Annotated in this window: 12 protein-coding genes; 5 read left to right on the top strand and 7 right to left on the bottom strand. The window is 69.0% G+C overall.

All coding sequences use genetic code 11. The annotated features are described in order from the left end of the window. Positions 1–52 precede the first annotated feature (52 nt). On the bottom strand, positions 53–1,579 hold the full coding sequence (locus QMO14_RS01080) for an FGGY-family carbohydrate kinase (protein ID WP_301503754.1): 1,527 nt from the start codon (positions 1,577–1,579) through the stop codon (positions 53–55). 180 nt (positions 1,580–1,759) lie between these two features. On the opposite strand from QMO14_RS01080, the gene QMO14_RS01075 reads away from it, so the two are divergent. After that, complete coding sequence (locus QMO14_RS01075) at positions 1,760–3,019, top strand: CaiB/BaiF CoA-transferase family protein (protein ID WP_301503753.1); 1,260 nt, start codon at positions 1,760–1,762, stop codon at positions 3,017–3,019. A gap of 38 nt (positions 3,020–3,057) precedes the next feature. On the opposite strand, the gene QMO14_RS01070 is transcribed toward QMO14_RS01075, so the two are convergent. The 6 genes from QMO14_RS01070 to QMO14_RS01045 all read right to left on the bottom strand — a co-directional run bounded on the left by QMO14_RS01070 (position 3,058) and on the right by QMO14_RS01045 (position 7,140). After that, complete coding sequence (locus tag QMO14_RS01070) at positions 3,058–3,315, bottom strand: acyl-CoA-binding protein (protein WP_301503752.1); 258 nt, start codon at positions 3,313–3,315, stop codon at positions 3,058–3,060. 84 nt (positions 3,316–3,399) lie between these two features. After that, positions 3,400–4,242: a hypothetical protein gene (locus tag QMO14_RS01065; RefSeq protein WP_301503751.1), complete on the bottom strand. Its 843-nt coding sequence runs from the start codon at positions 4,240–4,242 to the stop codon at positions 3,400–3,402. A gap of 3 nt (positions 4,243–4,245) precedes the next feature. Beyond that, positions 4,246–4,956 carry a TetR/AcrR family transcriptional regulator gene (locus QMO14_RS01060; RefSeq protein ID WP_301503750.1) on the bottom strand — a complete coding sequence of 237 codons (711 nt, stop codon included), beginning with the start codon at positions 4,954–4,956 and terminating at the stop codon, positions 4,246–4,248. A gap of 147 nt (positions 4,957–5,103) precedes the next feature. Then, on the bottom strand, positions 5,104–5,586 hold the full coding sequence (locus tag QMO14_RS01055; RefSeq protein ID WP_301503749.1) for a phasin family protein: 483 nt from the start codon (positions 5,584–5,586) through the stop codon (positions 5,104–5,106). A gap of 100 nt (positions 5,587–5,686) precedes the next feature. Beyond that, positions 5,687–6,136 carry an acyl-CoA thioesterase gene (locus tag QMO14_RS01050; RefSeq protein ID WP_301503748.1) on the bottom strand — a complete coding sequence of 150 codons (450 nt, stop codon included), beginning with the start codon at positions 6,134–6,136 and terminating at the stop codon, positions 5,687–5,689. A gap of 107 nt (positions 6,137–6,243) precedes the next feature. After that, the gene (locus QMO14_RS01045; RefSeq protein WP_301503747.1) at positions 6,244–7,140 is read right to left on the bottom strand and encodes a LysR family transcriptional regulator; all 897 of its coding nucleotides are present in this window, start codon (positions 7,138–7,140) and stop codon (positions 6,244–6,246) included. Between the two features lie 122 nt (positions 7,141–7,262). Here QMO14_RS01045 and gtdA point away from each other — a divergent pair, with 122 nt between their 5' ends. The 4 genes from gtdA (at position 7,263) to QMO14_RS01025 (ending at position 11,434) form a co-directional block, all read left to right on the top strand. Further along, positions 7,263–8,324: a gentisate 1,2-dioxygenase gene (gtdA, locus tag QMO14_RS01040; protein ID WP_301503746.1), complete on the top strand. Its 1,062-nt coding sequence runs from the start codon at positions 7,263–7,265 to the stop codon at positions 8,322–8,324. 63 nt (positions 8,325–8,387) lie between these two features. Continuing rightward, on the top strand, positions 8,388–9,092 hold the full coding sequence (locus tag QMO14_RS01035; RefSeq protein WP_301503745.1) for a fumarylacetoacetate hydrolase family protein: 705 nt from the start codon (positions 8,388–8,390) through the stop codon (positions 9,090–9,092). 29 nt (positions 9,093–9,121) lie between these two features. Beyond that, positions 9,122–10,387: a 3-hydroxybenzoate 6-monooxygenase gene (locus QMO14_RS01030; RefSeq protein ID WP_301503744.1), complete on the top strand. Its 1,266-nt coding sequence runs from the start codon at positions 9,122–9,124 to the stop codon at positions 10,385–10,387. A 69-nt stretch (positions 10,388–10,456) separates the two neighbouring features. After that, positions 10,457–11,434, top strand: coding sequence for a tripartite tricarboxylate transporter substrate binding protein (locus QMO14_RS01025; protein WP_301503743.1), 978 nt, complete (start codon positions 10,457–10,459; stop codon positions 11,432–11,434). Positions 11,435–11,512: the final 78 nt, after the last annotated feature.

Below are 11,512 nucleotides of genomic sequence, written 5' to 3'. Positions count from 1 at the left end.
GTCCGCGCGCGAGCCGCGCCGATGCGGCGGCCGGAGAAATCGAAGTTGCCTGTCATTTCAGGCGCTGCATCGCATCGCGCAGCGCCGGATAGAGCGATTTGTAGATCTCGAAGCGCTCGCGGTATACGGTCTGCGCGCGGGGCTCGGGCCGGGCCCGCTCCACCAGCGTGACCCAGCCGCGCTCGGCGGTGGCCGCATCGACCAGCCCGGCGCCGAGCGCCGCGAGCATGGCCGCGCCCAGCGCCGCCTCCACTTCCTGCTCGATCGTGAACACCGGGTAGCCCGTGATGTCCGCCACGATCTGCATCCAGAGGTCGGAGTGCGCAGCGCCGCCGACCACGATCAGGCGCTCGTCCAGCGGCTGGCCGCTGCGGCGCCCGGCCTCGATGTTGTGCTGCAGCGCGAAGCTCACGCCCTCGAGCACCGCGCGGTAAAGATGCGCGCGGCTGTGCGCGAGCGAAAGGCCGATGAAGGCGCCCTTGGCCTGCGCGTCCCAGATCGGGCTGCGCTCGCCCATCAGGTAGGGCAGGAACACCAGGCCCTCGGCGCCGGGCGGCACCTCGACCGCCTTGCGCTCGATCAGCGCATGCGCGTCCTCGCCGGTGCGCGCCGCTTCCGCGATCTCCGCCTGGCAGAAGGCTTCGCGGAACCAGGTGACCGCGGCGCCCGCGGTGATCGCGCCGCCGAACACATAGCTGCGGTCCGCGCCGCGGTAGACGTGCGGCATGGTGATGAGCCGGTGCCGAGCATCCACCGTGGGGCTCACGAAGCCCCAGCACATGCTGGTGCCGATCATCGCGACGTGGTCGCCGCTGCCGGTCACGCCCGCGCAGAAGGTGGCCACCGCCGCATCGACGCCGCCCGCCATCAGCGGCATGCCCTCGGCGAGGCCCAGCTTCGCGGCCCATTCGGCGTTCAGCCCGCCGACCGCGTCGCTCGACTCGACCAGGCGCGGCGGCATCATGCGCGCCGGGATGCCGAGCATCTCCATCGCCTCTTGCGACCACTGCCGGCGCGCCGCGTCGTACACGCCGCCGATGTTGCCGGCCGAGCTGTGGTCGACGGCGAGTTCGCCAGTCAGCCGCCAGTTGATGTAGCTGTTGGGCGGCAGGAAGTGGCGCGTCTTCGCCCACACCTCGGGCAGGTGCTCGCGCACCCACAGGATCTTGGTGAAGCCGTAATAGCTGTCCACGCCGTTGCCGGTGATGGCCTGCAGCCGCTGCACGTCGACGTTGGCGTTCACCGCATCGACCTCGGCGGTGGCGCGGCGGTCCATCCAGATCAGGCAGGGGTGCAGCGGACGCATGGCCTCGTCGACCGGGATGCCCGCGCCGCCGTAGAGGCTGCTCACGCACATCGCCGCGATGTCGGAGGGCGCGGCGCCGCTTTTCGCCACGCAGGCGCGCACGCTCTGGCACACCGCGTCGAACCACACCTCGCAGTCCTGCTGCGCCCACAACGGCTTCGGCGTCTCCGGCTGGTAGGCCACGCTGTGCTGCGAATGCACCTTGCCGTCGATGCCGACGAGCAGGCACTTGGTGCTCTGCGTGCCGATGTCGACGCCGATCACGTATTTCATGGTGTCCTCTGGCTTGGGTTGTCTCTCGGGATCGGGGGCTGCGGCCCGGGCAGCACCTGGATGGAATCCGGCGAGTTTGCCAGTGCGAAGGCGCGCTTCCGCCCGGCCTGCGGAAAGTCGTGCGTGACGAGGTCCCTTCGACATGACCGGTCCACGCGCCGGCGCGGCACACTCGGGCGCATGACGACGACCGCTTCAACCACCACCGCATCCGCTTCGCCGGCCGGCCCGCTGGCCGGCCTCAAGGTCATCGAGCTCGGGCAGCTCATCGCCGGGCCTTTCGCCGCGCGCACGCTGGCCGACTTCGGTGCCGAGGTCATCAAGATCGAGCCGCCGGGCGCGGGCGATCCGCTGCGCACCTGGCGGCTGCTGAAGGACGGCACCTCCGTCTGGTGGCAGGTGCAGTCGCGCAACAAGCGCTCGCTGGCGCTGGACCTGCGCGAGGCCGAGGCGCAGGCCATCGTGCGGCAGCTCGCGGCGGAGGCCGACGTGCTGATCGAGAACTTCCGCCCCGGCGCGATGGAAGGCTGGGGCCTGGGCCCCGACGAACTGCTGGCCGCCAACCCCGCGCTGGTGATGCTGCGCATCAGCGGCTACGGCCAGACCGGTCCGTACCGCGACCGCCCCGGCTTCGGCGTGGTGGCCGAGGCGATGGGCGGGCTGCGCCACCTCACGGGCGAGCCGGGCAGGGTGCCGGTGCGCGTTGGCGTTTCGATAGGCGACACGCTGGCCTCGCTGCACGGCGTGATCGGCGTGCTGATGGCGATGCAGCACCGGCATGCGACGGTGAGCGCGGAATTTCCGAAGGGGCGCGGGCAGGTGGTCGACGTGGCGCTGTACGAGGCGGTCTTCAACTGCATGGAAAGCCTGCTGCCCGAGTACGGCGCCTTCGGCGCGGTGCGCGAGGCCGCCGGCAGCGCCTTGCCCGGCATCGCGCCGACCAACGCCTACCGCTGCGCGGACGGCGGCTACGCCATCGTGGCGGGCAACGGCGACAGCATCTTCCGCCGGCTCATGGAATGCATCGGCCGGCCCGACCTGGCCGCCGACCCGGCGCTGGCCGGCAACACCGGCCGCGTGGCGCAGGTGGAAATGCTGGACGCCGCCATCGGCGACTGGGCCGCGCAGCGCACCGTGGGCGAGGTGCTGGCCGCGCTCGACGCGGCGCACGTGCCGGCCGGACGCATCTACACCATCGCCGACATCGCGGCCGATCCGCACTACGCCGCGCGCGGCATGCTGCAGCAGGTGCGCATGTCCGACGGCAGCGATCTCGCGGTGCCGGGCTTCGTGCCCAAGCTGTCGCTCACGCCGGCCAGCCACCGGCGCAACGCGCCGGCGTTGGGGGCGGACACCGACGCGGTGCTGAAGGAGATCGGGTTGAGCGCGGGGCAGATCGCGGCGCTGCGCGAGCGCGGGATCGTGGGGCAATCTTCGTAAAGCAACGACACGAAGTGTCGCGAAGCCTGGGGGAGAGCCTAGTTCCGCAGCGATTCGATCAGGTCGATGTATTTCTGCTTGGCCTCGTCGGCGCTCAGGCCTTTCTGGGCGGTCCACGCATCCCACTTGGCGCGGGCGACGACATCGCTGAAGCTGGGCTTCTTGGCGGTGTTGTCGCCTTCGGTGGCCTGCTTGAACAGGGCGTAGATCTTCAGCAGCGTCGGGTTGTCGGGGCGCTCGGCGAGCAGCTTGGAATTGGCCTGGGCGGCTTCGAACAGGGCGTTGAGGTCGGACATGTCGGTCTAGGGATGTAAAGCGGAAAGCCCGCATCTTAAATCGCGCGGTACACGGTCGTACCGATGCGGTTGACGAGCACGGGCTCAGTCCCGCAATCCTGCCCGGGCCAGTTCCACGTCCAGCCGCTCCCGCGCGTCCGCCGGCTTGAGCGCTGCCGCCTTCTCGTAGAGCCGCGTCGCCTCGCCCATGCGCGATTCGCCATGCAGCATCAACTGCGCGCGTGCGTACTCCATCATCCCGGCGGCCGAGTGGGGATGCAGCTCCAGGCCGCGCTCGAACAGCTCGACCGAGGTTTCGGAACGCACGCCGTAGGTCATGCGTCCGACCAGCGCGCCGACCTTGTCGATCACCTCGGCATGGAAGGAGGCCAGCGCGAGGTGCGCGTCCGCGTGCCGGGGCTGCAGCTCGATCACGCGTTCCAGCGCGCCCTTGAGCTTGCTGCCCAGGCCTTGCGCCAGCGCGCGCGCCACGCTGATGCCCTGGCTGTAGCGGCCCAGCGCGTACGACTGCCAGTACAGCGCCTGGCAGTTGTCGGGCTCGGCGTCGACCTGCGCGCCCGCGCGCTCGATCACCTGGCGGAACATCGCGAGCCGCACCGATTCGCGCGGCTCCAGGTAGTTGGCATAGATCGCGGTCGCCTGGTTGGCCAGCGCCATGCCCGCGGCGCCCTGCTCCAGCCCGATGGCGGCGGCGCGCTCGAAATCGCCGCTGTGGTAAAGCGCCCAGCCCTCGGCGAGCGCCGAACCCTCGGTCGGCAGAGGCAGCTCGTGGCCGGCGTGCAGGCGCGGCCAGTGTGAAAGCACGCTGCGCGCGTCGTAGCGGGGCGAGTCGGCCCAGGGCAGGGGAGTCCAGGGTTCGGTGCCGGTATTGGTGTTGGGTGCGCCGGCGGACATCAGCGAGAGCGGTTTGAAATCGTGGTGGGGCATGTTCTAGACCGCCATATCGACAGGGGAAGCCGCGGCGCCGGTCCCGTTGTTGCCGGGGTCCTCGCCGTTGTAGGCATTGCCGAGCGCCAGCAGATGCAGCCGCTGTTCACGTCCGAGGTAGGGCGCGAGCAGGTGCAGGGAGTGCAGGCCGCCGCGCATCAGCGCGCCCTGCGCATGCGCGGGCTCCAGCGCCTCGCGCGGGTTGCGCACGTACTCGTAGCTCAGCCAGTAGGTCAGCACCACCACCATGCTCTGCGCGAGCGTGTCGACCTCGTGCACGTCGATCTCCAGGTGGCCGGCGCGGCTCAGGCCGGCGATGAGCTGGCGGATCGCGCGCGCCTTGTTCTTCAGCACCAGCTGGAACTGGGTCTCCAGCTTGCGATTCTTGCTGAGCAGATCGTTGAGGTCGCGATAGAGGAAGCGGTAGCGCCAGATCAGCTCGAACAGGCTGTGCATGAAGAACCAGGCGTCCTCCACGTCGTGCACGCCCTCGCTGGCGTGCAGCAGCTCGTCGAGCTCGGCTTCATAGGCCTCGTAGAGCTTGTTGATCAGCTCTTCCTTGGCCGGATAGTGGTAGTAGAGGTTGCCGGGGCTGATGTTGAGTTCGCCCGCCACCAGCGTGGTCGAGACGTTCGGCTCCCCGAAGCGGTTGAACAGGTCCAATGCGGCTTCGAGGATGCGTTGCGCTGTGCGGCGTGGCGCCTTCTTTGCCATCGGTGCCCCCGGATGTCTCGTTCGTATCTCTTGGGGACACTCTAGCGTATGTGCACCGCACCATGAAGGCACGGGACATGTTTTGCGGCGCAGGCTTTCTTGTGCACCGCCGCAATCGCAGCCGCCCGACGGGCGGCCTGCACGGGGTCAGCCGGCCTTGCTGCGGCGCAAGGTTTTCTTGGCGGCGGGAGCGGCCGCCTTGCGCGCCGTGGTCTTGCGCGCCGCGGTGGCGGTGCCTTGTTGCGCCTTCTTCAGCTGATCCTCGAGCGCCTCGACGCGCGCCTGCAGGGCGGCCATGTCGGCCGCGCTGGGCGCGCCCAGCTTCTCCATCGCGCGTGCCACGCGCTCCTCGAAGATGTTCTCCAGCTTGCCCCACTGGCCGGCGGCCTTGGTGCCGAACTCGCTGGCGAAGCCGGCCATGCGCTGCTGGGCCTGGGCCAGGGTTTCCTCGGCGGCCTGCTGGGTCTTCTTCTGCATGCCGGCACCGTCCTTGACCAGCGCCTCGAAGGCCTTGCTGCCTTCCTGCTGCATCTTGGCGAAGGCACCGAGGCCGGCGAGCCAGATCTGCTGGGCGGAATCCTTGATGCGGTCGGCGGCCTTGCCGTTGCTGTCGTCGTCCTGGGTAGCCATGCGGTTTCTTCCTTTGGGTGCAAACAATCGCCTGACTCTAGCTGCCCGGCGGCCTCTTCATTAGAGCTTCGCCTCTATGGGGCGAAGCTCCGGCAGTGGCTCAGACCGAGGAGCCGGCCGCGCGGCTGGCATCCAGGTGCGTCTTGGCGCGCTCGGCCAGCGCCATTTCGCCGGGGGTGCCGGGCACGTAGGGCACGACCGGCAGCGGACGGCCGTGCGAATCGACCGAGACGAACACGATCAGGCATTCGGTGGTCTTTTCCATCGCGCCGCCCTTCATGTCGCCGCTTCGCACCTCGACCGAGATGTTCATGCTGGTATTGCCGGTGTAGGCGAGGCGGGCCTCCACCTCGACGAGGTCGCCGATCATGATCGGCCGGTGGAAGCGGATGCTGCCGATGAAGGCGGTGACGCAGTAGCGCTTGGCCCAGCTGGTCGCGCAGGCATAGCCCGCCTCGTCGATCCACTTCATGACGGTGCCGCCGTGGACCTTGCCGCCGAAATTGACCGTGCTGGGCTCGGCGAGAAAACGCAGGGTGATCGAGGACATGGGAGGGCGCCTTTGGTGAATGTTGGCTGTGACTATGGAGTGGGGAGCCGCGATTATGCGAGCGGGCACCCGCGTGCGGACGCCGCCGGTCGTGCCGGCGCGCACGCTCAGCTGCCGCTGAAAAGCTGCGCCAGCGTGCGCCGCAGCCAGGCATTGCCCGGGTCGGCATGGAAGCGCTCGTGCCAGTGCTGCTTCACCGCGTAGTCCGACAGCGCGAAGGGCGGCTCCAGCAGCTTCACCGGCTCCTGCGTGGCCAGCACCTTGCCGAGGATGCGCGGCACCACCACGATCAACTCGGTCTGAGCCACGATGCGCGCCACGCTCAGGAAGCTCGACAGCCGCACCACCACGTTGCGCTTCAGCCCCAGCCGCGCGAGCGTGGTGTCGACGATGGCGTGCCCTGTGCCCGAGGTCGACACCACCGCATGCGCCTCGGCCTCGAAGCGCCTGCGCGTGAGCTTCGTGCCGATGCGCGGATGGTTCCTGGCCGCCAGGCAGACGAAGTTCTGCATGAAGAGCGTCTGCTGGTAGAAGCCCGCGTCCAGCTGCGGCATGAAGCCGACGGCCAGGTCGACCTCGCCGTCCTGCAGCCGGCGGCCGCTGATGGTGGAGATGATCTCCGTCTCGATGTGCACCCCCGGCGCCGCTTGCCGCAGGTGGTCGAGCAGGCCGGGCAGCAGCACCACCTCGCTGATGTCGGTCATGCAGATGCGGAAGCGCCGCTGCGCCTGCGCCGGATCGAAGCTGCTGCGGTTGCCCTGCGCCTGCGCGATCTGGGCCAGCGCCTCGCGCAGGTTCGGGTAGATGCGCTCGGCATGCGGCGTGGGCTGCATGCCCTGGGCGGTGCGGGTGAACAGGCGGTCGTCGAAGTGCGCACGCAGCTTGTTCAGCGCGGTGCTGGCCGCGGCCTGCGCCATGCCCAGCCGCTCGGCCGCCTTCGAGACATTGCCGGTCTTGTAGACCTCGTCGAACACGGCGAGCCATTCGAGATCGAGTTTCGACATGCGGGCCTCCTGCTTACGGCGAAAGGCACCATTATCGAAATTTCGAATTCCGTGTATTGGCTGTCGGTCTTGAGGAAATAGTGGTGCGGGCCAACAATGCCGCCAACGGAGACACCCGCCCCATGAAACCCGCCCCCTCGAACGCGGCCGAGCGCCACGACTACTACGACCGCATCCGCCCGCTGCACCTCACGCCGCTGTGGGAATCGCTGCACGCCCTGGTGCCGCGCGAGCCGCAGACGCCCTGCGTGCCCGCGCTGTGGCGCTACGACGAGATCCGCCCGCTGCTGATGGAGTCGGCCGACCTCATCACCGCCGAGGAGGCCGTGCGCCGCGTGCTGGTGCTGGAGAACCCGGCGCTGCCCGGCAACTCGTCGATCACGCAGTCGCTCTACGCCGGGCTGCAGCTCATCATGCCGGGCGAGGTCGCGCCCTCGCACCGCCACGTGCAGTCGGCGCTGCGCTTCATCGTCGACGGCAAGGGCGCCTACACCACGGTGGGCGGCGAGCGCACCACCATGTACCCGGGCGACTTCATCATCACGCCCTCGTGGGCCTGGCACGACCATGGCAACGAAGGCATCGGCGGCAGCGTGGAGCCGGTGGTGTGGCTGGACGGCCTCGACATCCCGATGCTGCGCTTCTTCGACGCCGGCTTCGCCGAGAACGACGACTCCAGGGTGCAGCACGTCTCGCGCCCCGAGGGCAACAGCCTCGCGCGCTTCGGCCACAACATGGTGCCGGTGCGGCACGACCACGCATCGGCCACCTCGCCGATCTTCAACTACCCCTATGCGCGCAGCCGCGAGGCTCTGGCGCAGCTGCAGAAGCAGGAAGCGCCCGACGCCTGGCTGGGCCACAAGCTGCGCTACATCAACCCGCTGACCGGCGGCTCGCCGATGCCGACCATCGCCACCAACCTGCAGCTGCTGCCCAAGGGCTTCGCAGGCAAGGCGCATCGCGCCACCGACGGCGCGGTGTACAGCGTGGTCGAGGGCCACGGCACGGCCGAGATCGCCGGCCAGCACTTCACTTTCGGCCCGCGCGACACCTTCGTCGTGCCCTCATGGGCGACGCTGAAGCTCTCGTCGCCGAACGAAGACGCGGTGCTCTTCAGCTTCTCCGACCGCCCCGTGCAGCAGGCCATGGGCATCCTGCGCGAAGCCTTCCTCGAAGACGCCTGATCCGGTTTCTCTTCTTCTTCTTCTAGTTTGACCGTTTGCCGCGATGAGCGGCAGGAGTTCCCCATGTCCTTCGTCTTCACGCCTCCCTCCATCGTCGGCATTCCCGTCGTCGGTTCCGACCAGCAGTTCCCGGTGCGCCGCGTCTACTGCGTGGGCCGCAACTACGCCGCCCATGCGCGCGAGATGGGCTTCGACCCCGACCGCGAGCCGCCTTTCTTCTTCTGCAAGCCCAACGACGACGCCTCGGTGGTGCCGGTGGCCGACGGCAAGGGGGTCTCGATTCCCTATCCGCCGCTCACCAGCAACTACCACTACGAAGCCGAGCTGGTGGTCGCCATCGGCAAGGGCGGTGCCAACATTCCGGTCGAGCAGGCCGCGAGCCACATCCACAGCTATGCCGTGGGCCTGGACATGACCCGCCGCGACCTGCAGATGAAGATGCGCGAGCAGGGCCGGCCGTGGGAGATCGGCAAGGCCTTCGACTTCTCCGCGCCCATCGCGCCGCTGCGCACGCTGGCCGACGTGGGCGAGATCAACGCCGGCGCCATCGTGCTGGAGGTCGACGGCGAGGTGCGCCAGAAGAGCGACATCACGCACCTGATCTGGTCGGTGAACGAAGTCATCGCCAACCTCTCGACCCTCTTCACGCTGCAGCCCGGCGACCTGATCTTCACCGGCACGCCAGAGGGCGTGGGCGCGGTGAAGCAGGGCCAGGCCATCAAGGTGAGCATCGAGCGCCTGCCGTCGCTCACTGTCCATATCGAGTGATTGCCTCGACCTGAAAGCGCAGGCCTGCCATGACCCTTTCGAAGAACCCTCCCACCGTGCTGCTGGTCGGCGGCGGCATCGGCGGCATGGCCGCCGCGCTGGCGCTCGCGCGCCTGGGCGTTTCCATCGACCTGCTCGAACAGAGCGCCACCATCGGCGAGATCGGCGCCGGCCTGCAGCTCGGCCCCAATGCCTTCGCGGCGCTCGACGCGCTGGGCGTGGGCGAGGCGGTGCGACGGGGCTCGGTCTTCACCGACCGGCTGGTGATGATGGACGCCGTCGACTGTGGCGAAGTGGCCTCGGTGCCGGTCGGCGAAGCCTTCCGCGCGCGCTTCAGGAATCCTTACGCGGTGAGCCATCGCGCCGACCTGCACGGCGCGATTCACGAGGCGGTGAAGCAGCATCCGCTGATCCGCTTCCACACCTCGGCGCAGGTGGAGTCGATCGACCTGGGCGGCCAGGGCGTCACCGCCGTCACGCGCGACGGCCGCAGCTTCAAGGCCGACGCCATCGTCGGCTGCGACGGCGTGAAGTCGGTGGTGCGCGGCAAGCTCATCGGCGACGCGCCGCGCGTCTCGGGCCACGTGGTGTACCGCGCCGTGGTGCCGGCGGCCGACATGCCCGCCGACCTGCGCTGGAACGCGCCCGTGGTCTGGGCCGGCCCCAACTGCCACCTGGTGCACTACCCGCTGCGCCACGGCGAGCAATACAACCTGGTCGTCACCTTCCACAGCCGCGAGAAGGAAGAGTGGGGCGTCACCGACGGCAGCAAGGAAGAAGTGCTCTCGTACTTCGAGGGCGTGCACGCGCGCCCGCGCCAGCTGCTCGATCGCCCGACCTCGTGGCGCCGCTGGAGCACCGCCGACCGCGACCCGGTCGAGCGCTGGAGCGAAGGCGCGGCCACGCTGCTGGGCGACGCGGCGCATCCCATGATGCAGTACCTCGCGCAGGGCGCGTGCATGGCGCTGGAAGACGCCGTGACGCTCGGCGAGGCGGTGAAGGCCTGCGGCTTCGACATGCCCGCCGCCTTCAAGCTCTATGAGGCGGCGCGCGTCGCCCGCACGGCGCGCGTGGTGCTGTCGGTGCGCGAGATGGGGCGGCTCTATCACGCCAAGGGCGTGGAGCGCCTGGTGCGCAACAGCCTGTGGCCGGGCCGCACGCCCGAGCGCTTCTACGACGCGGTCGAATGGCTCTATGCCTGGCGGCCCGAGCGCTGCCTGGACGACGCGCCCGAGTCGCTGCGGCCTTCGCCCTCGGCCGTCACCGAAGCCGCGGCCGTGCTTTCGCGGCACTGAGGCCGTTTTCTTTCCGCATTCACAACCATCGAGGCGACCATTCAGGTCCACGCCCAGGAGACAAGAAAGATGAACTTTTCGCGCGCACTGCTGACTGGCCTGCTGGCCCTGACGGCCACCACCGGGGCACTGGCCCAGGCTTCCGACTACCCGAGCAAGCCCGTGACCCTGGTCACGCCCTTCGCCGCCGGCAGCGGCCCCGACGCGGTGCTGCGCCTCGTCTCCGACAAGCTATCGCGCCTGTGGAACCAGCGCGTGGTCATCGACAACCGGCCCGGCGGCGGCGGCTTCATCGCCATCGACCAGGCCCGCCGCGGCGCACCCGACGGCTACACGCTGCTGCAGCTCGACAGCGAGCACATCGCCGCGCTGCCGCACCTGTACAAGTCGCGCAACTTCGTGACGCTGCAGCATTTCGATCCGGTGGCCTCGCTGTTCCGCACGCCCTTCTTCGTGGCCGTGGGGACCGACTCGAAGTGGAAGAACATGGCCGACCTGATCGCCGCCGCCAAGGCCAACCCCGACGGCATCGTCTATGGCTCGTGGGGCGTGGGCAGCCCCGGCCACCTTGGCGCGCAGCAGCTCGAGGCGCTCACCGGCATCCACATGCGCCACGCGCCGTACCGCGAGGTGTCGCAGCTGTATTCCAACGTGGGCACCGGCGACGTGCCGTGGGCCTTCGCGAGCATTCCGTCGAGCCAGGGCATCTACAAGGCCGGCAAGCTGCGCTACATCGCGGTGGCGGCCGCCAAGCGCATTCCTCAGATGCCAGACGTGCCGACCATGGCCGAATCGGGCGGGCCGGCCTCGCTGGAGGTCAATTCCTTCGTGTCGCTGCTCGCGCCCAAGGGCGTGCCGGCGGCCATCAAGGCGAAGATCAATGCCGACGTGGCCAAGGTCATCGCCGATCCAGAGATCCGCGCCCGCTTCGACACCTTCGCCTTCGAGCCGCTGGCCTGGTCGCCGGAGGAAATCGAGCGCAATGCCGAGGCCAAGTCGAAGGTTTACGGCGAGCTGGTGCGCAGGGGCAACATCAGCCTCGAATAGAGAGGGCGCGCCGGGCTTCGGCCTTGCCCGGTGTCTTGCCCGGCAGTTAAGCTGGCCCTCCTCGGTTTTTGACGACTT

Origin of the sequence: Variovorax sp. CAN15 (genome assembly GCF_030462475.1) — a bacterium.
Classification (GTDB): domain Bacteria; phylum Pseudomonadota; class Gammaproteobacteria; order Burkholderiales; family Burkholderiaceae_C; genus Variovorax.
This window is presented reverse-complemented; position numbering and strand designations above follow the sequence as displayed.